The sequence below is a fragment of the Cupriavidus sp. FW306-1B-F12B genome (assembly GCF_058781795.1).
In genome coordinates this window covers 96,632-118,433 of record NZ_JBYSXC010000008.1, presented here as the reverse complement: position 1 = coordinate 118,433, position 21,802 = coordinate 96,632, and the positions used below count along the sequence as shown (strand labels likewise).

20 protein-coding genes are annotated in these 21,802 nt (G+C 66.4%); 13 read left to right on the top strand and 7 right to left on the bottom strand.

The window, feature by feature from the left end; all coding sequences use genetic code 11:
• Nucleotides 1-93: 93 nt before the first annotated feature.
• Both AC3WLE_RS15515 and AC3WLE_RS15510 read left to right on the top strand, forming a co-directional pair.
• Nucleotides 94-1,032, top strand: a complete 939-nt coding sequence (locus AC3WLE_RS15515) for a S1C family serine protease (protein WP_492355995.1) — start codon at nucleotides 94-96, stop codon at nucleotides 1,030-1,032.
• Nucleotides 1,033-1,075: 43 nt separating this feature from the next.
• The gene (locus tag AC3WLE_RS15510) at nucleotides 1,076-1,720 is read left to right on the top strand and encodes a response regulator transcription factor (RefSeq protein WP_492319534.1); all 645 of its coding nucleotides are present in this window, start codon (nucleotides 1,076-1,078) and stop codon (nucleotides 1,718-1,720) included.
• Between the two features lie 34 nt (nucleotides 1,721-1,754).
• Here AC3WLE_RS15510 and AC3WLE_RS15505 read toward each other — a convergent pair whose 3' ends face one another.
• Both AC3WLE_RS15505 and AC3WLE_RS15500 read right to left on the bottom strand, forming a co-directional pair.
• On the bottom strand, nucleotides 1,755-2,351 hold the full coding sequence (locus tag AC3WLE_RS15505; protein WP_492319535.1) for a DJ-1/PfpI family protein: 597 nt from the start codon (nucleotides 2,349-2,351) through the stop codon (nucleotides 1,755-1,757).
• An 83-nt stretch (nucleotides 2,352-2,434) separates the two neighbouring features.
• On the bottom strand, nucleotides 2,435-3,559 hold the full coding sequence (locus tag AC3WLE_RS15500; protein WP_492355996.1) for an NAD(P)H-dependent flavin oxidoreductase: 1,125 nt from the start codon (nucleotides 3,557-3,559) through the stop codon (nucleotides 2,435-2,437).
• Between the two features lie 267 nt (nucleotides 3,560-3,826).
• Between AC3WLE_RS15500 and AC3WLE_RS15495 the strand changes: the two genes are divergently transcribed.
• Nucleotides 3,827-4,723: a GntR family transcriptional regulator gene (locus tag AC3WLE_RS15495; RefSeq protein WP_492355997.1), complete on the top strand. Its 897-nt coding sequence runs from the start codon at nucleotides 3,827-3,829 to the stop codon at nucleotides 4,721-4,723.
• A 108-nt stretch (nucleotides 4,724-4,831) separates the two neighbouring features.
• Here AC3WLE_RS15495 and AC3WLE_RS15490 read toward each other — a convergent pair whose 3' ends face one another.
• Nucleotides 4,832-5,500, bottom strand: coding sequence for a GntR family transcriptional regulator (locus AC3WLE_RS15490; protein WP_492319538.1), 669 nt, complete (start codon nucleotides 5,498-5,500; stop codon nucleotides 4,832-4,834).
• A gap of 335 nt (nucleotides 5,501-5,835) precedes the next feature.
• Here AC3WLE_RS15490 and AC3WLE_RS15485 point away from each other — a divergent pair, with 335 nt between their 5' ends.
• Genes AC3WLE_RS15485 through AC3WLE_RS15470 form a run of 4 tightly spaced genes read left to right on the top strand, consistent with a single transcriptional unit; the run spans nucleotide 5,836 to nucleotide 11,358 of the window.
• On the top strand, nucleotides 5,836-7,089 hold the full coding sequence (locus AC3WLE_RS15485; protein WP_492319539.1) for an MFS transporter: 1,254 nt from the start codon (nucleotides 5,836-5,838) through the stop codon (nucleotides 7,087-7,089).
• A 28-nt stretch (nucleotides 7,090-7,117) separates the two neighbouring features.
• Nucleotides 7,118-7,930: a putative hydro-lyase gene (locus tag AC3WLE_RS15480; protein WP_492355998.1), complete on the top strand. Its 813-nt coding sequence runs from the start codon at nucleotides 7,118-7,120 to the stop codon at nucleotides 7,928-7,930.
• A 27-nt stretch (nucleotides 7,931-7,957) separates the two neighbouring features.
• Nucleotides 7,958-9,601, top strand: coding sequence for a 5-oxoprolinase subunit PxpB (gene pxpB / locus AC3WLE_RS15475; RefSeq protein WP_492355999.1), 1,644 nt, complete (start codon nucleotides 7,958-7,960; stop codon nucleotides 9,599-9,601).
• Nucleotides 9,602-9,627: 26 nt separating this feature from the next.
• Entirely contained in the window at nucleotides 9,628-11,358 is a 1,731-nt protein-coding gene (locus AC3WLE_RS15470; protein WP_492356000.1) for an acetyl/propionyl/methylcrotonyl-CoA carboxylase subunit alpha, read from the top strand.
• Between the two features lie 20 nt (nucleotides 11,359-11,378).
• On the opposite strand, the gene AC3WLE_RS15465 is transcribed toward AC3WLE_RS15470, so the two are convergent.
• A complete protein-coding gene (locus AC3WLE_RS15465) occupies nucleotides 11,379-12,182 on the bottom strand; it encodes a BPL-N domain-containing protein (protein WP_492319543.1) in 804 nt (267 codons plus the stop codon).
• 286 nt (nucleotides 12,183-12,468) lie between these two features.
• On the opposite strand from AC3WLE_RS15465, the gene AC3WLE_RS15460 reads away from it, so the two are divergent.
• Nucleotides 12,469-12,654 (top strand): hypothetical protein, encoded by a 186-nt coding sequence (locus tag AC3WLE_RS15460; protein WP_010810228.1) that lies wholly within the window; start codon nucleotides 12,469-12,471, stop codon nucleotides 12,652-12,654.
• Between the two features lie 216 nt (nucleotides 12,655-12,870).
• Nucleotides 12,871-13,746 (top strand): EamA family transporter, encoded by an 876-nt coding sequence (locus AC3WLE_RS15455; protein ID WP_492351337.1) that lies wholly within the window; start codon nucleotides 12,871-12,873, stop codon nucleotides 13,744-13,746.
• Between the two features lie 24 nt (nucleotides 13,747-13,770).
• On the opposite strand, the gene AC3WLE_RS15450 is transcribed toward AC3WLE_RS15455, so the two are convergent.
• From AC3WLE_RS15450 to AC3WLE_RS15440, 3 genes are all read right to left on the bottom strand, one after another.
• A complete protein-coding gene (locus AC3WLE_RS15450) occupies nucleotides 13,771-14,463 on the bottom strand; it encodes a GntR family transcriptional regulator (RefSeq protein WP_492319545.1) in 693 nt (230 codons plus the stop codon).
• A gap of 120 nt (nucleotides 14,464-14,583) precedes the next feature.
• The gene (locus tag AC3WLE_RS15445; RefSeq protein WP_492319546.1) at nucleotides 14,584-16,197 is read right to left on the bottom strand and encodes an OpgD/OpgG family glucan biosynthesis protein; all 1,614 of its coding nucleotides are present in this window, start codon (nucleotides 16,195-16,197) and stop codon (nucleotides 14,584-14,586) included.
• A gap of 133 nt (nucleotides 16,198-16,330) precedes the next feature.
• Nucleotides 16,331-17,083 (bottom strand): TerC family protein, encoded by a 753-nt coding sequence (locus tag AC3WLE_RS15440; RefSeq protein ID WP_492351336.1) that lies wholly within the window; start codon nucleotides 17,081-17,083, stop codon nucleotides 16,331-16,333.
• Between the two features lie 205 nt (nucleotides 17,084-17,288).
• Here AC3WLE_RS15440 and AC3WLE_RS15435 point away from each other — a divergent pair, with 205 nt between their 5' ends.
• The 4 genes from AC3WLE_RS15435 (at nucleotide 17,289) to AC3WLE_RS15420 (ending at nucleotide 21,774) form a co-directional block, all read left to right on the top strand.
• Complete coding sequence (locus AC3WLE_RS15435) at nucleotides 17,289-18,266, top strand: 2-dehydropantoate 2-reductase (protein WP_492356001.1); 978 nt, start codon at nucleotides 17,289-17,291, stop codon at nucleotides 18,264-18,266.
• 276 nt (nucleotides 18,267-18,542) lie between these two features.
• Nucleotides 18,543-19,262, top strand: coding sequence for a GntR family transcriptional regulator (locus tag AC3WLE_RS15430; protein WP_010810222.1), 720 nt, complete (start codon nucleotides 18,543-18,545; stop codon nucleotides 19,260-19,262).
• A gap of 358 nt (nucleotides 19,263-19,620) precedes the next feature.
• On the top strand, nucleotides 19,621-20,853 hold the full coding sequence (gene frc, locus AC3WLE_RS15425; protein WP_035818879.1) for a formyl-CoA transferase: 1,233 nt from the start codon (nucleotides 19,621-19,623) through the stop codon (nucleotides 20,851-20,853).
• A 138-nt stretch (nucleotides 20,854-20,991) separates the two neighbouring features.
• Nucleotides 20,992-21,774: a fumarylacetoacetate hydrolase family protein gene (locus tag AC3WLE_RS15420; RefSeq protein ID WP_010810220.1), complete on the top strand. Its 783-nt coding sequence runs from the start codon at nucleotides 20,992-20,994 to the stop codon at nucleotides 21,772-21,774.
• Nucleotides 21,775-21,802 lie beyond the last annotated feature (28 nt).

Sequence of the window (21,802 nt, the reverse complement as noted above, 5' to 3'; positions counted from 1 at the left end):
AAACCACTCGTCTGCGCTTGCCTGCCTGGCTTCCTCAAGCTGGCCGGGCGCGCGACGCATCGGTTCATGTAGCAAATGGCAGGAGTCATCACCATGGAAACCTCAACCCCCAGCGGAAATCCCTTGCAGGATCTTTCCGCCAACCTGGCAGCCATCGCCGAGCGCGTCGGCCAGAGTGTCGTGGCGGTGCACGGGCGGCATCGCTTTCCCTCCAGTGGAGTCATCTGGCAACCCGGCGTGGTGGTCACGGCCGCGCATACGCTCAGGCAGGAAGACGGCATTGAAGTCACCCTGGCCGATGGCCGTAGCGTGGCGGCCGTCCTGGCGGGACGGGACCCTGGCACCGACCTGGCCGTACTGAGGCTCGATGGCGTGGAGTTGAACCCGGTCGAGAGCGGTGATGCGCGCGCCCTCAAAGCGGGCCATCTGGTGCTCGCGGTGGCGCGAGTGGACCGGCTCGGCACCAGCGCGGATTTCGGCGTTGTCGGCACTGCCGGCGGTCCATGGCGTACCTGGCGAGGCGGGCAGTTCGACGCCTTCGTGCGGCTTGACGGCGGCCTGCGCCCCGGTTTCTCCGGAGCGGCCCTGGCGGATATGCAGGGGCGGGTCATGGGCCTGTGCACATCGGCGCTCGCGCCTGGCGCCGGCATCCTGATTCCGGCTGCGACCGTGGCGCGCGTGAGCGGCGAACTGCTAAGCAAAGGACGTGTCTCGCACGGCTACCTTGGCGTGGGCACGCAGCCGGTGAACCTGTCGGAGTCTTGGGTGACGAAGCTGAATCTGGCATGCGGGCGCGGGTTGCTGGTGGTATCGCTTGCGGCGGGCGGGCCCGCGGAGCAAGCCGGGGTGCTGATCGGAGATGTGCTGGTCGAACTGGATGGCAAGCCATGCCAAGACATGGACGACGTCCATGCCGCGCTGGGCGGCGACCGCATCGGGCAGTTGCTGAAGATCGGGCTGATCCGGGGTGGCGAGCGCAAGGAGTGCTCGGTCACGGTGGGCGAACGCCAGTCACGGAAGTCGTGCGGCTGAGATTCATGCAAGCCGTCGCATGCCGGATGCCAGGATGACACCGATGAGCCCGGTCAGGGTCGCCGTGGTCGCCGCCTCGCCGCAGGCGCGCGCAAGCCTGCAGGCGCTTGTCGAGGGGGTGTCGGCGCTGGATTTCGCAGGCAGCGCGGCCGACGCCGCAGGGATCGCCGACCGCTTTGCCGGGGACGTGCCGGATGTGGTCGTGGTCGAACTTGAGCCGCACGCCGGTGACCTGCCGGCGCCGGAGGCGGGCCGCGATCCCGCAGCGCCGGCGCTGGTCCTGCTCACCGACGAGACGGACAGCGACTGGATCCATGAGGCGCTGGGAGCCAGCGCCACGGCACTGCTGCCGCGTAGCGCGACGCCCGGCGAAATCATCGCCGCGATCGAAGCTGTGGCCGCGGGACTTTGCGTGCTGTCCCCGGAGGTCCTCGCCAGGCTGCTGGCGCAGCGCAGGGCACCTCGCCAGACGGCATCCGCGGCTCTGACCGAAACGCTCACCCCACGCGAGCTTGAAGTGCTGGCCATGCTCGCCGAAGGGCTTGGCAACAAGGAAATCGCGCGCCAACTCGACATATCGGACAACACGGTGAAGTTCCACCTGTCCGCCATTTTCGGCAAGCTCGGCGCAAGCAGCCGCACCGAGGCTGTATTGCAGGGTATGCGGCACGGTCTCATCCTGGTGTAGGAGGCTCAGCCCGGAGTCACATCACCAGCGCGCATCAGAGGAACGGCGCAATGTTCGCCATCGCGCGCGACACGTAGGCCTCCTTCTCGCCCACTGGCGCCACATAGTCAATCGCGCTGCGTGCAGCCTCGACGCCTTCCAGGCGGGCGATGAACCAGGCGGCCAGGTACTGCGACGCCAGGCATCCGCCGGCGGTTGCAACGTTTCCCTTGGCGACAAACGGCTGATCGAGCACAGCCACGCCGGCCTCCACTACCCATGGCTTGGAGATCAGGTCCGTACAGGCCGGAACGTCGTTCACCAGGCCCAATTTGGCGAGGATGAGCGTGCCCGAGCATTGCGCGCCCAACAACTGGCGCGTCGGGTCGAAGCGCAGTTGCGACATCAGCGCGGCATCGGCAACGACGTCCCGGGTTCGTATCCCGCTACCCACCAGCACAGCGTCCGCGTTGCATGCGTCCTCCAGCGATGCTTGCGACTCAATCACCACACCGTTCAGCGAACGCACCTTGGCCGCCGGGCTGGCGATCGAAACCCGCCAGCCGGGCCGCTTGACCCGGTTGAGGATGGCGAGCGCGATCAGCGAGTCGATTTCGTTGAAACCTTCGAAGGTCAGGATGGCGATATGCATGGGGCCTCGTGGGAGTGGAGACGTTGGGTTGCGCCATCGTAGAGCCGGCAGTCAGTACATTCAAATAATTGTTATAGATACGCTCAGGCTGCGTCCTGCGGGTCCGCAAACGCCGCCATGCGCAGGACCGCTTCCCTGAGCTCCGACCTGAGTTGCGCCACCAGCTCCGCGGCCGGCAGGGACCTGGTCAAGGGCGCTGCCTGCCCGGCCCACTGCGCTGCATACTCAGCGCTTCCCGCGGCCTTGGCTGCGGCGTGAAGCGCCTTTCCCGCGTCATAGGCGATCGGGTAGTCCGGCACCGGCGGTGCGTCGGCGGCGATGCCGAGTGCCGTGAGCCGGTTGGTGAAGCCCCTGGCCGCGCGGCCCGATATGGCGCGGGTGAGCGTGGTCGCGCGCGGCTGGGGCGCGGTCAGCGCCGCGCGATAGGCGGCATCGGCAGATGACTCCGGGCAGGCGACGAATGCGGTGCCAAGCTGGGCGGCTTCCGCCCCGAGAGCCAGCACCGCGGCAATGCCTGCCCCGTCCATGATGCCGCCCGAGGCAATCACCGGAAGTTTCGTGCCCAGCACCAGGAGACGCACCAGAGCCAGCGTGCCGAGGCCTTCGTCGTAGCCATCGGTGTCGAAGGCGCCGCGGTGTCCGCCGGCTTCGATGCCTTGCGCGACGATGGCGTCCACGCCGGCGGCCTCTATCTGGCGCGCTTCATGCAGCGACGTTGCACTGGCCAGCAGCACGATCCCAGCCGCGCGCAGCGCGTCAATTTTCTGCTGGGCGGGAAGGCCGAAATGGAAGCTCACGACCGCTGGCTTTTCTTCCAGCAGCATCTGGAACATGGCGTCGTCGGCCACGAAACTCTTGTAGATCTCGCGCAGGCTCGCCGGTGTGGTCCCGCCGTGCTCGGCAAACTGGGCGGCAAGGTAGCTGAGCCAGGCCTGCTCGCGCACCTCATCGGCCTTGGCCGGGGCGTGGCAGAACAGGTTGACGTTGAATGGCTTGCCGGTCAGCGCTCGGGTCTCGCGGATGGTCTTGCGCGCGGCTTGCGCGTCCATTGCCCCGACACCAAGCGAGCCCAGCCCGCCGGCCTCCGACACGGCGGCAGCCATGGCCGCTGTGCTGACACCGGCCATGGGCGCCTGGATGATGGGCGTGGAAATGCCCAGGATTGAAAGAAGGTTGCGGCGGTGGCTGGAGGGCGTGGAAGTGTCCATGAAGGTCTCTTTCTCTTTGAAGTGCAGGATTCCGCTCGGGAGCTCATCGAAGGCGAGGCTGTACCGGAGGGTATCGAGCATGCCATGAAATCCGGCGGCGTGAGATGTTGCTGCGGCTTCGCAATGGATTGTTCATCGCGCGGCGCATCCGGTCCTGTCGGTGCGGGGCAAGGTGGCTTACCGCACGCGCCCCGCATTGCAGGCTTGGGATACCCGGCAACTATCGACTAGCTTGGAAGCCTTGGGGCCGCTTCGATGGGGCATTTGATGAAGACGATCACAGGGCGCCTGGTCACGATTGTTTCCGTGGACATAGCAGCGGGCCTCCTTGCCGCAAGCGGCGCGTGGGCCTCTGACATCGTCTGCAAATCCACTGCGCGCGAACCCCCCGTACGCTGCAACAACCCGGATGGCTCCGGGGTGAGATGCAACCTTGCGACGGGCGAGGTCGGCCAGAAGGCGCGCCCGCGGCATCTGATCTGCGATTCCTCCAGGCTGTCAGAGCGCTACGAGCGCATCTACGCCGAGCAGCAGAGGATGCTGCGCAAGGGCAGGATCCTGGACTCGGACATCGCGGCGTGGCGCGGCCGGCGCGATGCCTGCGACTCGGTACGCTGCCTGGAAAGCCTGTTCGGCAGATTCTGGCGGGAGCGGGATTCGATGCGAATCGCGCCAGGCCGCTCCGACGCCGCGAATCCGGCGGCAACTGCCAGATCGACCCCGGCCAGCCAGGAGGCGGCACCGCCGCCCGAGGCGGCTTCCGCACAGGCCCCACAGACCTCAACGCAGATTCCTGCGCCGACGCAGCGCGTGCAAGAAGAGCCGCCGCCGGCGGAGCCGCCTGCCATGTCGCCCGCACCGGAACCCGTCGAACCAGCACGGCCGACGGCTCCCGCTGTCGCAGCGCTGCCGGTCTGGCACGCCACAGCGCCTCCGGTTGCCGAGAACGAGAACAGCCGCGCGGACAAGTCCCATCCGGCAGCCCTTGCCGTGGAGAGCCTGCTTTCAGGGCTGGTCGTGATGGGTGCGGGTTTACTGTGGACGCGCCGTGCTGCGAGCGCGCAGGATCGGACGCGTTTCGCCATCCCGGCGGCGGCGGTGGTCGTCTATGGCTTGCTGCTTGTGAATGCGCTGCTGCTGCCGTTTACGCTCGCCGTGAAGTGAGGGCACTGGCGCCTTACCGACGACAATGCATGGCGCCGCATCTTGAACAGGCGGTGGCCATCGCGGCTCGGCGTGCAGCAGCTATGCATGGATGCGCCGCACCGGCGTTCAACGCCCCTTGAAAATCGGGTGCCGGGCGCAAACCGACAGCACGATGCGCTCGGACTGCACCAGGTAGTCGTTGAGGGCCGCGGCACACTCTGCGAGCTTGCCCGCCTCGAACAACTGCAGGATGTGCTGGTTCATCTCGACATATGGGCCATGCAGGAATTCCGCATCCTGCAGCATGCCGAAAGCCAGGCGCAGCTCGGCCAGCAGGTGGGAGAACATCACGTTCAGCCGCTCGCTGTCGGCCAGTTCCACGATGGCCATATGGAACTCCATATTGGCGGTGCCCGCGCCCTGCCAGTCGCCGCTGTCGCGGCAGCGCAGTCCCATTTCCACCGCTTCGCGCAGGTGCTTCCTGGCCGGATGGCTGGGATAGGCCTGGGCGATGGCCTGGCACTCGATCATGCGGCGCACGCGGTAGATGTCGATGATGGCCGCGATGCTGGGAATTGCCACGGATACGCCGCGGTTGGGTTCGTGCTTGAGCAGGCCTTCCTTGGTCAGCACGCGAAAGGTCTCGCGCAAGGTGTTGCGCGAGATCTGCAGGCTCTCGCTAAGCGCGGCTTCCGACAAGCGCTGCCCGGGCGCGAATTCGCCATGCACGATGCGCTGGCGAATCTGCTCCGTGACCCGCTCGGCCAGGTTTCTTACGTCAGTACTGGATGTCATGTTGGCTTGCGTCGGGGGCGACAGGTTCCGGCATGCCCCCGTGCGGCGATGTTATCTCACTTTGTTGAACAATAGGCACAAGATTGGTGCGAACGATGCCCTACAGGCGCGACTTAGGTGTATACGAGGATCGAATAGCAGCCAATATTGTTCAACAATAATGCACGGTGGTTGAGTCACACGTGCATATAAATGAACATGGTATGTGTTTTGCTAGACAGCGGCTGGGGTGCGGGGCCGCTGTTTAGCAGTCTTGCTCGCTACCGGAACTTCGTCGTGAAGACAGCACGACGAGCCTTGTCCACGCTTTGTCCTTATCCATAGTGAGCGCAACCATGTGGCTTAAAGAAACCAACCAGGCGGAGCGCAAGACGCTCTTTGCCGCCTTCGTCGGCTACGGGGTCGATGCCTTCGACTACATGATCTACACCTTCATGATCCCCACCTTCATCCTGGTGTGGGGCATGACCAAGGCCGAGGCTGGCTACATCGCGACGGGCGCGCTCATCAGCTCGGCCATCGGCGGCTGGCTGGCCGGCATCCTGGCCGACAAATATGGCCGCGTGCGGATCCTGCAGCTGACCGTGCTCTGGTTCAGTTTCTTTACGTTCCTGAGCGGCTTCACCCAGTCCCCCGAGCAACTGTTCCTGACCCGCATGCTGCAAGGCCTGGGCTTCGGCGGCGAATGGTCGGTCGGTTCCTTGCTGATCGCCGAGATGATCCGGGCCCGCCACCGCGGCAAGGCGGTCGGACTGGTGCAAAGCAGCTGGGCCATCGGCTGGGGCCTGTCGGCGATTGCATTCTGGGCGGTCTATGCCGTGTTCGAGCAGCAATACGCATGGCGCGTGCTGTTCTGGGCCGGCGTGCTGCCGGCGATCTTTATCCTGTATATCCGCCGCAATATCTCCGAGCCCGAGGTGTATCAGGAAACCAGGGCCAAGCTGGCCCGCACCGGCCAAAGCAATAACTTCATGCTGATCTTCAAGCCCGGCGTGCTGCGCGTGACGGTGCTGGCAAGCCTGCTGGCGACCGGCATGCAAGGTGCCTACTATTCGGTGACGACCTGGCTGCCCACCTACCTCAAGATGGAGCGCAATCTCTCCGTGCTCAACACCAGCGGCTACCTGATGGTGCTGATCGCCGGGTCCTTCGCCGGCTACCTGACCAGCGCCTGGCTGTCCGACCGCCTGGGGCGCCGGCGTTGCTTCATGCTGTTTGCGGTGAGCGCGGCCTTCCTCGTGATCTGCTATACGCAGTTGCCGATCACCGACGCTGCGATGCTGGTGCTGGGTTTTCCGCTGGGCTTCTTCCTGTCCGGCATCTTCTCGGGGATGGGGGCCTACCTGACCGAGCTGTACCCGAGCCATATCCGCGGCTCCGGCCAGGGCTTCTGCTACAACTTTGGCCGCGCGGTCGGTTCCGTATTCCCGGCCATGATCGGGCATATGAGTGCATCGATGTCGCTGGGTGTCGCCATCGGCTATCTCGCCGCCGGCGCCTATGGGCTGGTCGTTATCGCCTGCCTGCTGTTGCCGGAAACGCAAGGGCGCGAACTGCTCGCCGAAGCCGGGGCCGAGGCTGCGCATTGATCAGATCCAAGACACTGGAGCAACCCTCATGCAAGATTCCGCACTGGAACGCACCCGCATCGCCGCCGTGAACGCCGCGCGCGCAGCGCGCGCAAGCTACCGTGCCGGCGCCGTACAGCCTACCGCCGGCATTGCACCGGGGATGACGCAAGCCAACATGATCGCGTTGCCGCGCGACTGGGCCTGGGACTTCCTGCTGTACGCACAACGCAACCCCAAGGCCTGTCCCGTGCTCGACGTGATCGAAGCGGGTGCACAGCAGACCGTGCTGGCGCAAGGGGCCGATATCCGCACCGACATCCCGCTGTATCGCGTGTGGCGCGACGGCAAGCTGGTGGAGGAGGTGGCGGATGCCACGCCCCTGTGGACCGAGCATCCGGATCTGGTCACCTTCCTGATCGGCTGCAGCTTCACCTTCGAGACGCCGCTGCAAGAGGCAGGCATCGAGGTGCGGCATATCGCCGACGGTTCCAACGTGCCGATGTACCGCACCAACCGCCAGTGTCGCCCGGCTGGCCGCCTGCATGGCGAGATGGTCGTGTCCATGCGGCCCATCCCCGCGCATCGGGTTGCCGATGCGGTTTCCATCAGCGGACGCTTCCCGTCGGTGCACGGCGCGCCCGTCCATGTCGGCGATCCGGCCGCGCTCGGCATTGCCGATCTCGCCAGGCCTGACTTTGGTGACGCCGTGCGTATCGAGCCGGGCGAGATCCCGGTGTTCTGGGCTTGCGGCGTCACGCCCCAGGCGGCCGTGATGGCGTCAGGCGTGCCGTTCGCCGTGACGCATGCGCCAGGCCACATGTTCATTACCGACGTGCCAGACAGCACGTATCACGTCTAGGACCGTCGGGTCATTGCGGAGCTAGTTTTGCGTTTTCTGCCCGTCACTTCGAATGCCCTGCTGGTGGAACTGGCCGACCTGGACCAGACCCTGGCCCTGCTTGCCTCGCTGCAGCGCGATCCGCTGCATGGCGTAGCGGAGCTGGTGCCCGCCGCGCGCACCATCCTCGTCCACTTCCGCCCAGTGGCCACCAGCGCCGCCGCGCTGGTATCGGCCATTGCCGCGCGCGACCTGTCGCAGCGCGTGGAGCGCAGCAACATCCTGGTCGAGATTCCGGTGCGCTATGACGGCGAGGACCTGGCCGAGGTGGCCCAGCTGCTTGGCATCACGCCCGCGGAAGTGGTGCGCCGCCACACCGGCAGCGAATACACCGTTGCCTTTACCGGCTTTGCGCCAGGCTTTGCCTATCTCAGCGGCGGCCATCCCAGCTTCGACGTGCCGCGCCGCAGTACGCCGCGCACGCGTATTCCCGCCGGCGCCGTGGGCCTGGCGGGCACTTTCAGCGGCGTGTACCCGCAGGCCAGCCCGGGCGGCTGGCAGATCATCGGGGTCACCCCCGTGGCCATGTGGGACCTGAATCGCGAACAGCCTGCGCTGCTGCAGCCCGGCTATCGCGTGCGCTTCATCGACATCGCCACACTCGATGGCGTACTCGATGCGGACAATGCCATCGCCGCCGGCGCCCCGGCGCGCCAGCCGTTGCCGACGGACCAGGCGCCTGCTGCCGCGGCGCTGAAGGTGAAGGCCACCGGGCTGCAGACTGTGTTCCAGGACCTGGGCCGGCACGGCCAGGCGGGGCAGGGCGTCTCGGCCTCGGGTGCGATGGACCAGGCCGCCCTCAAGATGGCCAACCGCCTGGTCGGCAACCGCAGCGACGGCGCGGCGCTCGAGACCGTGGGCGGCGGCCTGCAACTGCAGAGCGTGGGCGAAACCGTGCTGGCTGTCGCCGGCGCCGATGCGGCGCTGACGGTGCGCACTGCCGATGGCCGCCGATGGAGCGTCCCGAACCACCAGGCCGTGGCGCTGGCCGATGGCGACACGCTGAGCATTGGCCAGCCTCTTGCCGGCGCCCGCAGCTATGTGGCCGCACGCGGCGGGTTTGCCGTCGCGCCGGTGCTGGGCAGTTGTGCGACTGACACGCTGGCAAAGGTCGGCCCCGCGCCGCTGGCCGTGGGCGATGTGCTGGAGCTGCTGCCGGCACCGGCCGGCGCCGTCGTGGGCACCCCCGGGTTGCCTGCGGCCGACCTGCCCACGGTGGAGCAGGACGTCGTGCTGGACGTGGTGCTCGGTCCCCGCACCGACTGGTTCACTGCCGAGTCCGTGGCGCGCCTTGCCGCGCAGCGCTGGCAGGTCACCCCACAATCCAACCGCGTGGGCCTGCGCCTGGCCGGCGAGGTGCCGCTGGAGCGCGCCATCACCGGCGAGCTGCCCAGCGAGGGCACCGCCCTGGGTGCGTTGCAGGTGCCGCCAAGCGGCCAGCCCGTGCTGTTCCTGGCCGACCACCCGCTGACCGGCGGCTACCCCGTGATCGGGGCCGTGGCGCCTTACCACCTGGACCGCGCCGGACAGGTTCCGGTTGGCGCCTGGCTGCGCTTCAACCCGCTCGGCGCCTTCGAAGAACTTCAACCGTCAGAACTGCAACCGTCGGCGCAGCGACCGTCTGCCGCCTGAGCGCACAAGCCTTAACAGAGATTGCGATGAAGAAAGTCCTGATTGCCAACCGTGGCGAAATTGCCGTCCGCATCATCCGCGCCTGTGCCGACTACGGCGTCGGGTCGGTGGCCGTGTATGCCAATGCCGATATCGACGCGCTGCACGCGCGGCTGGCCGACGAGGCCTACGGCCTGGATGGCGACCGTCCGGCCGACACCTACCTGAACATTCCCAAGTTGCTCGATATCGCCCGACGCAGCGGGGCAGATGCCGTGCATCCAGGCTACGGCTTCCTGTCGGAAAGTGAAGCGTTTGCCAGGGCAGTGATCGATGCCGGCCTGGTCTGGATCGGCCCGTCTCCCGCCACGATTGCGCGGCTGGGCGACAAGGTGGAAGCGCGCAAGATCGCCCTGCAGGTTGGTGCGCCGCTGGTCGCCGGTACGGCAGACCCGGTCGTGGACGCCAGCGAGGTACTTGCCTTTGCCGAGCAGAACGGCCTGCCGATCATCATCAAGGCGGCTTTCGGCGGCGGCGGCCGCGGCATGAAGATCGCATGGCGCATGGATGAGGTAGAAGAGCTGTACGCCTCCGCTGTGCGCGAGGCTGTCACTGCCTTTGGCCGAGGCGAGTGCTTCGTTGAGCAGTTCCTCGACAAGCCCCGCCATATCGAAGCGCAGGTACTGGCCGACCAGCATGGCAATGTCGTGGTGCTGGGCACGCGCGACTGCTCGCTGCAGCGCCGCAACCAGAAGCTGGTCGAAGAAGCCCCGGCGCCGTTCCTGACCGACGCGCAGCGCGCGCGTATCCATGCCGCCGCCCGCGACATCTGCGCGGCGGCCAACTACACCAGTGCCGGCACCGTGGAATTCCTGCTCAGCGCCAGCGGCGCGATCTCCTTCCTGGAGGTCAACACCCGCCTGCAGGTGGAGCACCCCGTGACCGAGCAGACCACCGGCGTGGACCTGGTGGTCGAGCAATTGCGCGTGGCGGATGGCTTGCCGCTCTCCATTACCGAAACCCCGGCGCCGCTGGGCCATTCGATCGAGTTCCGCATCAACGCCGAGGACGTGGGCCGCGGCTTCCTGCCCACGCCCGGGCCGGTGCAGACCTTCGAGGCGCCGTCGGGCCCCGGCGTGCGCGTGGATTCGGGCGTGCAGTCCGGCTCGGTGGTCCCCGGCACATTCGACTCGCTGATGGCCAAGCTCATCGTGACCGGTGCCACGCGCGAACAGGCGCTGGCGCGCGCACGCCGCGCGCTGCGCGAGTTCCGAATCGAGGGGGTGGCGTCGGTGCTGCCGTTCCACCGTGCGGTGATCAACCATGCAGATTTCGTCGGCGCGGATGGCTTCAGGGTCCACACGCGCTGGATCGAGTCCGACTTCGCCGAGCCGCTGGCGGCGGCCACCCGTGCCGAGCCCCGGCACGATGCCAGCCTGCTGCGCACCGCCATCGAGATCGACGGCCGCCGCGTGGTGCTGGGCCTGCCGGCGCAGTTGCTGCGCGGCCTCGCCGATGCGCCCGGGCAAGGCAGCGCCGCGGCGCCGGCCCAGGCCGCCGCTACCGACCCGGCCGACCTGCCATCCCCGATCGCCGGCACCGTGCAGACCTGGAAGGTCGCAGTTGGCGACGAGGTCGAGGAAGGCGATCTGATCGCCGTGATGGAAGCCATGAAGATGGAGATGCAAGTCCATGCCCATCGCGGCGGCCGCGTAACGTGGCAGGCGGCCGAGGGCACTTTCCTGACGGCGGGGACGCGGCTGGTCAATATTGTGTGAATGCACTTAGGGTGCGCCGCTCAGTTCAGCGCAAGCCCCGCGTGCGCCAGCAAGCGGCGAAACACCGCCAGGCGTGTATCGCCGGTCTGCGCCAGCCGGTCACAGACATGGAGGTGTTCAGGCATATCGCTGTGTCCGCGCAGCGCATCCTTGCACTCCCGCTCTGAGATCTCCAGGTGGACGCCGGCGAGCACCGCGCGGCCCTTGCCAACCCGTGAACTGACGATGGCGGGCGGCGTGCCATCGATATCCGCATAGACGGCCAGGACCTGCGTGTCGGGGCCGAGAGCGTCGCCGAAGTCAAAGCGGCAGCCGCCATGGTAGTGGGCGTATAGCGACATCGGGACATCGGTCAGCCTGTCCGTGGTCCGCAGTTTCACCGCGGCCGTGGTACGCGGCGTGCCGTCATACAGCATGCCGTCGGTCAGTTCCGGCAGCGAGCCCACTGCCACCGCGTCGACAAAGCACAGTTCGCGCGGGCCGCAGATTGCGCCCCTGGTGCCGGCGTGAAACGCCAGTTCCCGGCATGCGTAGTAAGCGCCCGCGCAAATCCCGAGGTAGGCGCCGCCCTGCTCGACGAAATGCCGGATGCGCGCGTTCGGGGCCCCGTTCAGCAGTGCACAGTAGGGAAGGTCGGCGCCGCCCGGCATGACAAACAGCACCGCCCCAGCGAACAGCGTGGCGTCGTGCCGGATGTCGTCTGCCATCACCGCGCGGAGCTCGTAGGTGCTGGCATGGAGTTGGTGCCCGATGGTCCGCATCAGGCATGCGGTCCAGTCGGAAGCGCCGGCGTCGACATAGGTCAGGATCTTGGGCCTTGGCATACCGGTATCCGCTTTTGAATAACGAACGGGAACTCACGGGACGGCTCCGGTACCGGTCTCGGAGAGGAGGTTGGGTGATTCCAGGTGCTCTTGTTGTGCATTGGTAAAGCACATCGTTGCCCTGAATGGATTCAAGCATAACGCGGCCGACCGGCAAGATTTCAGTGGCAACGCCACCAGCCGTTGCTCTCCCACATACGTACTTTCACCTAATGCTGCAGCGCGACAATTCCTCTGCTACAATCGGGGAAAACCCCATGAGGGTAATCCCGAAAGGAAGGACGCCATGAACACCCAATCCGATATCAAGCTGACTGACCAACTCGAACGCGAACTGATCGACCGTGAACTCGGTACGCAAAGCCTGGGCTTCGCCCATGACGTGAAGCGCGCCATCGCCTTCGTCCAGAGCGCGATCGAGCGCCTGCAGACCCAGGCCCGCAAGGCCCACGTGGTCTACGCCAACGGCTAAAGAGTTGTTTGCAGCAGAGTAGTTGCGGCCCGTTGCGGGCTGCGTTGTAGAACCGGCCATACGTGCGCCCGCCCGGGCAGACGCGGCCGGTTTTGTTTTGCCCGCGGTTTTTGCGTGCTTTGTGAATAACTTTCGCAAGGCTTGCCAGACCTTTTCGTTTGGCCGGGGCCTGGCAGGGGGCTATCGTGGATGCCTTCGCAATACGCCTTTTCGACCATGCCCCCGCTTGTGCTGCTGTGCCTGCTGATCACCTATGTGGTCTGGGGCACGACCTACCTGGCGATCCGCTTTACGCTGGAGAGCTTTCCGCCGCTGTTCATGATGGGCACGCGCTTCCTTTGCGCGGGCCTGCTGCTGGCCGCCTGGCTGGCGTGGCGGGGCACGCCGATGCCGTCGTGGCGGCTGTTGCGCAACTGCGCGGTGCCGGCGCTGTTCCTGCTGGTGGGCGGCATGGGCCTGACCGCGATTGCCGAGCAGACGATTTCTTCCGGTGCCACCACGGTGATGATCGGGTCGATGCCGATCTTCGCGCTGGTCTGGAGTGCCTGCTTCGGCAGCCGGCCGAAATGGTATGAGTACGTGGCGATCGCGATCGGCAGCCTGGGCATCCTGGTGCTGACCGCGGGCGCGGAATTCCGCGTCAGTACCGGGGGCGTGGTGGCGCTGATGCTGGCAGTGGCGAGCTGGTCGTTCGGCTCGCAGCTGGCGCGCCGCCTGGAGCTGCCCCAGGGTGCCGCGGCATTTGCCGCGGAGATGCTGATCGGCGGCGCGGTGCTGATGGTGCTGTCGGCGCTGCGGCAGGAGCCGTGGCCGGCATCGGTCAGCGCGCAGGCCGGCTGGGCCTGGGTCTACCTGGTGGTGGCGGGGTCGCTGGTGGCGTTTTCTGCCTATATGTACCTGGTGTCCACGGTCAGCCAGACGCTGTCGGCCAGCTATGTCTATGTGAACCCGCCGGTGGCGCTGGCGATGGGTGCATGGCTGGGCGGCGAGCAGATCGCGCCGCAGACGCTGGGTGCGGTGATGCTGATCCTGGTGGCGCTGGCCGTGCTCAGCCTGGGCACGCTGCGCACGGCGCGGGCCCAGGCGGCCTGATACTGCCGGCTGCTGCCGGGCAGATCAACTGCCCGACTGTTCCTGGATCCAGAGCGACAGCCGCACCTTGTAGGCCTGCTGGATATGCCGGCGTGCGATCTGTTCCGCCAGCGCCGGGTCGCGCTGTTCGAGCGCCTCCACCAGCGCGATATGTTCCTCGTACGAGCTGCGCGCGCGTCCCGGCACTGAGAGCGTAGTGCGCCCCAGCAGCGCCATCGACTCATGCAGCGAGCGCAGGTTCTTCAGCAGGTAGCGGTTATGCGCGCAGCGGTGCAGGGTTTCGTGGAACAGGCGGTTGTTCTGCGCCAGCCGGTCCGGGTCGTCGGCGAACGCCAGGTCGCGCTCGACGATATCGCGCAGCAGCGAGATCTCCACATCGGTGGCGTGGCGCGCGGCCAGCGCGGCGGCGGTGCCTTCCAGCACTTCGCGCATCACGTACAGCTCGCTGACCATGCTGGCGTCGAGCTGGGTGACCATCATGCCGCGGTTGGGCTCGTTGACGACCAGCCCTTCGGACTCCAGCCGCGACAGCGCTTCACGCACCGGCGTGCGCGACAGGCCCAGGGATTCGGCCAGTTCCACCTCGCGCAGCCGCGTCCCGGGGGACAGCTGGCCGGCCTGGATGGCGGCGCGCAGTTGCTGGTAGGCGCGCTCTGAGCGCGGAAGCGATGCGGCCTGGCCACTCTCGGCGGCGCCGGCGAACTCTTGAGAAATCATGTGAGGCTGGCTGATGCGGTTGGACTGTCGTAGCCAGCCATCATACCCGCTCGTGCGCGCCTGACATCACGGCGACGCAATATGGTGTAAAGGGCCCGGCGCGTGGCCGTGCCTTGCGCCTTAGCCCGCCGGCGACTGGAACGGGTGGTATTGGTAGAGCCAGGTCTCGGACAGCGGCTTGCCGTTCATCCTCAGGAACAGGCGGATATCGACCGGCTGGTTGCCGTCGGCGGTCAGGTCGAACTGGGCACGCCAGTGGCCCGGCACACCGTTGGGAACGGCCTCGGTGAAGACGTAGGAGAAGGTGCCGCGCGAGGCGGTCAGCACGGCCTCGGGTTTGACGCCGAAGGGCAGCTTCTCCAGCGGCGCGCCCTTGAACTCGACCATGAACTTGCGTACGCCCTTGGGCCGCGGCTGGCCCGGCTGGCCGCCATTGCCCAGGCGCGTGGCCACGCAGCGCGCCAGCGGCGACGGAAAGGGCTCGTCGGCCTGCCAGTGCAGCCGGTAGCGCAGGCGGTAGGTGCTGCCGGCCTTGGCCGGGGCCTTGGGCACCCACATGGCGACGATGTTGTCGTGGATCTCGTCATCGGTGCGCAGCTCGACCAGTTGCACCGAACCGGCGCCCCAGCCGTCGCGCGGCTCGACCCACAGGCTCGGGCGGCGCTCATAGTTGACGCCGTCCTGGTAGTGGTCGAACAGGCGGTCGCGCTGCAGCAACCCGAAGCCCTTGGGGTTATCGTCGGAAAACGCCGAGGCCGTGGTCTGCGGTGGGTTGTTCAACGGGCGCCAGATATGCTCGCCGGCGCCGTTCCACAGCGCCAGGCCGTCGGAATCATGCACCTCCGGGCGCCAGTCGACGGCGGTGCCCTTGATGCCTTCGGAGAACCAGAACATCGAGGTCAGCGGCGCCAGCCCCAGCCGGCCCACATCCTTGCGCAGGAACAGCGCGCACTCCACATCCATGATCACGGCCTTGCCACGCTGCATGACGAAGCGGTAGGCGCCGGCGATGCTGGGGCCATCCAGCAGGGCGTAGACCGTGACGGTATCGCCATTGCCCTCGGGGGTCTCGAACCAGAAATGGGTGAAGGCCGGGAATTCCTCGGACTTGCCGGCTTCGGCCACGTCGATGGCGATGCCGCGCGCGGACAGCCCGTACTGGTACAGGTCGCCGATGGCGCGGAAATACGACGCGCCGAGGAAGGCAACCCAGTCGTTCTTGCGCCAGTCGCGTGTCTTCTGGTCGCCGAGGCGGCTTTCCTGGAAGCGGAACCCGGCAAAGCCGCTGCCCGGCGGCAGCTTGTGCGCGGGGCTGTCGGCCGGCATGTCGAAGTAGGCGTCGTCGTAGACGATCTCGCGGGTCTTGCCAGGGCCGCCCTTGGCGCGTTCGATCACGTGCATGCGCACCGGCGTGCGGAAGTACGTGCCGAGGTGGAAGAAGGTGGCCGGGAACTGGCCGGGGCCACTGGCAAAGAGCGCGTCGTCGGTGCGGAAGCGGATCTTGCCGTGGGCGTCGTAGTCGATGCGGGACAGCACGTCCGCGGGCGGCGACGCTGGCGGCGCGTAGGGCTTGCCGGCCAGCGCGCGGGCGCGTTCGATCAGGGCGTCGAAACCGAATGGCTGGGCGTCGCCGAGCTTGATCCGGCTGGCTGCCAGCACCGACGGGGTAATGCCCAGTGCGGCGAGCGCGGCGGAGGCAGTGGCTGAGACCAGCAGGGTTCGGCGGTTCATCATGTGGCGAAAGCGTCCTTTTATTGTCCGGGGGTTGTGCAGAACTGTAAGAGACGCCGCCGTCAGCGAAAAGTTCGGACACCCTCTGTTACAGGCGGCCGCCCGCAGCCCGGCTGCAAGCGGCCGCCGCCGCACATCAGGCCTGCCCGCTGGCCCGGCGCCGCTGGCGCCGTTGCCGCGCCAGCATGTTCAGCCCCTCGACCGCTGCCGAGAACGCCATCGCCGTATAGATATAGCCCTTGGGCACATGGGTGCCGAGGCCCTCCGCGATCAGCGTCATGCCGATCATCATCAGGAAGGCCAGCGCCAGCATCACGATGGTCGGGTTGCGGTTGATGAAGTTGGCCAGCGGCGTGGCCGCGAACAGCATCGCCATCACCGCGGCGATCACCGCCACGAACATGATCTGCACATGCTCGGTCATGCCGACCGCGGTGATGATGCTGTCGATCGAGAACACCAGGTCCAGCACCAGGATCTGGCCGATGGCCGCGGCAAAGCTCTGCACCGCCTTGGCCGTGCCGCCTTCCTCGCCTTCTTCGGCGGCGGTGACGTGGTGGTGGATTTCGCGCGTGGCCTTCCAGACCAGGAAGGCGCCGCCCGCGATCAGGATGATGTCGCGCCACGACAGCCCCTGGCCCAGGATGGTGAACACCGGCTCGGTGAGCTTGACGATGAAGGCGATGGTGGCGAGCAGGCCCAGGCGCATCACCAGCGCCAGGCTGATGCCGATCTTGCGCGCCTTCTCGCGCATGGCTTCAGGCAGCTTGTTGGTCAGGATCGAGATGAAGATCAGGTTGTCGATCCCCAGCACGATTTCCATGGCCACCAGCGTGGCCAGTGCCGCCCACGCGGCGGGATCCTGCAGCAATGCCAACGACGCTTCCATGAGAGCTCCGGGTGTCAGGTTCCAGGCTGGCGCCGGACGGTGGTCCGCCCGGGGCACATGCAGGCGTCATGTTAGCGCAGCGCCGCTTGCCCGCGCAGTGTGATCCGGAAAGATAAAGGTTGTTTGACGCGGTTGCCATGTGCCTCGATGGAATATAGTATGTGATATATCAAAAGATCCAAATCGAGCCATCAAGGAGACAGCAATGAAAGTGTGTATCTACGGCGCAGGCGCGATCGGCGGCTATGTCGGGGCGCAGCTTGCGCGCGCGGGGGCGGAGGTCAGCTTCGTCGCGCGTGGCCCCCATCTCGCGGCGATGCAGGAACATGGTGTCAGGCTGCTGATCGACGGCGAGGAGCGCGTGGCCAAGGTGCGCTGCACCAGCGATCCGCGCGAGCTCGGACACCAGGACTATGTGTTCATCACCCTCAAGGCGCATTCCGTGCCGGGCGTGGTGGACCAGATGCAGCCGCTGCTGGGGCCGGAAACCGCGGTCGTCACCGGCGTCAACGGCATTCCGTACTGGTACTTCTACAAGCATGGCGGCGAGCTGGCCGGCAGCACGCTGGAAAGCGTCGATCCCGGCGGGCGCCAATGGAAAGGCCTGGGGCCGGAGCGGGCGATCGGCTGCGTGGTCTATCCCGCGGCTGAGATCGTTGCGCCCGGCGTGATCAAGCATGTCTACGGCAAGAAGTATCCGCTGGGCGAGCCGGATGGCAGCCGCTCGGCGCGCGTGACCCGGCTCAGCGAAATGATGATGGCCGCCGACCTGGACGCCCCGGTGCGCGACAATATCCGCGACGAGATCTGGCTCAAGCTGTGGGGCAACCTGTGCTTCAACCCGATCAGCGCGCTCACGCACGCCACGCTCGACGTCATTACCGCCGACCCGGCCACGCGGGCGCTGTCGCGCCAGATGATGGTTGAGGCGCAAGGCATCGCCGAGCGTTTCGGGGTGAAATTCCGCGTCGACGTGGAGCGGCGCATCGACGGCGCCGGTGCCGTGGGCGCGCACAAGACCTCGATGCTGCAGGACCTGGAGGCCGGGCGGGCCATGGAAATCGACCCGCTGCTGACCGTGGTGCAGGAAATGGGACGTCTGGTTGCGCAGCCCACGCCGATGTGCGATGCCGTGCTGGGTCTGATCAAGCAGCGCGACACGATGGCCAAGCTGGCCGCCTGAGCGCGGCTGGGAACAGGGGATACCGCGGGTCAGGTATCCCCTGGCGCACGCCAGGCGCGCCAAGGTAGCGTGAGCCGGGCTTGCGAAGCGAGAAAGGCAGGGCGATAGTGATATACCATATACGACAGACCGCGCACCGCTACTGTGCCGATGCATGACAACAACGCATTGTTTGATGCGTTTTCGTAATGGGTCCGGCGTTTTTGCTAAGCTGTGCGGCAATGCGGGGGGCAGCCATTCCGGCCACCCTGCCGCTGGTCTCACACGAGCTCATTCATGTCTGCGCAAAGCCAATCCATCGTCCAGCCCAACGGGCTGGCCTTGTCCGTGCAACCGATCAATGCCGGCGCGAGCCTGCGCGACCAGGCCTACGCCATGTTGCGCCAGGCCATCGCCGACGCTGACATCTACCAGTCGCGCGACGAGATCCGCCTCGATGAGCGGGTTCTGAGCGAGGCCATGGGTGTCAGCCGCACACCCATCCGCGAAGCCATGACGCTGCTGGAGCAGGAGGGCTTCCTGCGCACCGTGCCCCGGCGCGGCATCTACATCATGCGCAAGACCAAGCGCGAGATCGTGGAGATGATCCAGATGTGGGCCGCGCTGGAAAGCATGGCCGCGCGGCTGGCCACCGAGAACGCCACCGATGCCGAGATCGCGCAGCTGCGCAGCATGTTCGACAGCTTCCGCGATTCCACTCCGGCCGAGCATATCGAAGAGTATTCCGACGCCAATATCGCGTTCCACCAGGCGATCGTGCAGCTGTCCAAGTCGCAGATCATCATGGACACGATCCGCAATATCTTTATCCACGTGCGCGCGATCCGGAAGATGACGATCTCGCAGAGCGACCGGGCGGCACGTTCGATCGTGGACCACCTGCGCATCATCGAGGCGCTGGAGAAACGCGATACCGAACTGGCCGAGCGGCTGGTGCGGCAGCATTCGCTGGATCTGGCTGACTACGTGGAACGGCACTGCGACTTCCTCGACTGAAGGCGGGCGGGGTAGGGCGGCAATACGGCGGACCTTGGTCCGCCGTTTTGCTTTTGTGCGTTCCCGGATGACGCGCGAGCTTTTCGTGTTGTGGTATGTGATATATCAATGTGAAAAAGATGCTGGCTGACTGATTCGGGATTTGACTGGGTTTCCCACTTCGGGCAAGCAAAACAGGTCGATTGCTGCATTGCATCGTCGAAATTTGTGTTGCATCGGGCAAACTCCTCTTGCTCTCTTCTGATATATCACATACCGTATGTCATCAAGAGGGCCGGAACGGACGTGAGCGAGTACGCGCCGAGCACCAGGAACAGACCATATACAAGTGAAACCATCGTCCGAGGAGACATCCGAAATGGAAACCAAGGCACTGCAAGGCGTTCGCATCCTGGATATGACCCACGTCCAGGCGGGCCCCTCGGCCACGCAGCTGATGGCGTGGCTGGGCGCGGACGTGATCAAGGTGGAAATGCCCGGCCGCGGGGACATCACCCGCAGCCAGCTGCGCGACGTGCCCAACGCCGACAGCCTGTACTTCACCATGCTCAACAGCAACAAGCGCAGCCTGACGCTGAACATGAAGACGCCCGAAGGCAAGGCGCTGCTCGAAGACCTGGTCCAGCGCAGCGACGTGCTGATCGAGAACTTCGGGCCGGGCGTGCTCGAGCGCGCGGGCTTTGACTGGGACCACCTGCAGGACCTGAACCCGCGGCTGGTCTATGCCTCGATCAAGGGCTTCGGCCCGGGGCCGTACGCGGACTGCAAGGCGTATGAGAACGTGGCCCAGTGCATGGGCGGTTCGGCCTCCACCACGGGCGATGCCGAGGGCGTGCCCACTGTCACCGGCGCGCAGATCGGTGATTCGGGCACGGGCGTGCATTGCGTGGTCGGCATCCTGGCCGCGCTGCTGCAGCGCGAGCACACCGGCCGCGGCCAGCGCGTGGAAGTGGCGATGCAGGACGCGGTGCTGAACCTGTGCCGCGTCAAGCTGCGCGACCAGCAGCGCCTGTCCAACGGCCCGCTGCGCGAGTACCCGAACGAAGAGTTCGGCGACCACGTGCCGCGCGCCGGCAATGCCTCGGGCGGCGGCCAGCCCGGCGCGGCGCTGCGCTGCGCGCCGGGCGGCCCCAACGACTATGTCTACGTCATCATCCAGCCGCAAGGCTGGGAGCCGCTGATGCGCCTGTGCGGGCGCGAGGACCTGATCACCAATCCGGACTACGCCACGCCAGAAGCACGCCTCAAGCACCTGGCCGACTGCTTCGCCGTGATCGAGAAATGGACCGGTGGCCGCAGCAAGTTCGACGTGATGGCGGCGCTCAACGAGGTCGATGTTCCGTGCGGCCCGATCCTGTCGATGAAGGACCTGATCGAGGACGAGTCGCTGTACCAGCGCGGCTACCTGAAGGAGCTGGAGCACCCGCAGCGCGGCAGCTACGTGCAGCTGGGCTGCCCGATCACGCTCTCGGCATCGCCGGTGGAGATCGAGCGTTCGCCGCTGCTGGGCGAGCATACCGAAGAAATTCTCGAGTGGCTGGGGCGCTCGCCCGCGCAGATCGCCGCGATGAAGCTGGCCGGCGCGGTATGACGCAAGCCTGACGTCATTCCCGCCTGTGCGGGAATGACGAATCCGGGCGCGAGCCGCCCACGATCCCATTTCTTCCAAGATCCTGCAACCGACATCGGAGCAGGCAGGGCCCCGCTTTGCCTGCGCAAGGAGCATGCTGTGCAAACCTGGATACGCTTTCGCCGCGCTGACGGCAGCATCGGCCATGGCCGCATCGACGAAGCCGATGGCAACCGTGTCGTCGAATATGACGGCGACGGTTTCAACGACCCCGCCCCTACCGGCGCCGTGCATGAGCGCGCGTCGCTGACGCTGCTCGCGCCCTGTGCGCCGGGCAAGGTGGTGGCGTTGTGGAACAACTTCCACGCACTCGCGCGCAAGCTGGAAAAGCCCGTGCCTACGCACCCGCTGTTCCTGCTCAAGCCGGCCTCGTCGCTGGCCGGGCCGGGCGATGCGGTGCAGCGCCCCAAGAGCTACGACGGCAAGATCGTCTATGAGGGCGAGCTGGGCATCGTGATCGGCAGCAAGGCGCGCAATGTGTCGGTGGCCGAGGCCGGCGCGCATATCTTCGGTTATACCGTCGTCAACGACGTGACCGCGGCCGAGCTGATCACGGCCGACCCCAACTTCCCGCAGTGGACGCGCGCCAAGGGCTTCGACACCTTCGGCTGCATCGGCCCGGCCATTGTCTGCGGCTTCAACTGGAAGGCCGCCAGCGTCATCACGCGGCTCGATGGCGTGGAGCGGCAGAACTACCCGCTGTCGGACATGATCTTCTCGCCCGAGGAACAGGTCAGCCGGATCTCGCAGGACCTGACGCTGATGCCCGGCGACGTGATTGCGTGCGGCACCTCGATCGGCGTGGGATCGATGAAGGACGGTGCGGTGGTCGAGGTGGCGATCGCGGGCATCGGCTCGCTGGTCAACCACGTGCGCGGCTGAGCCGGTGCCCGATTCCTTCCATAAAACG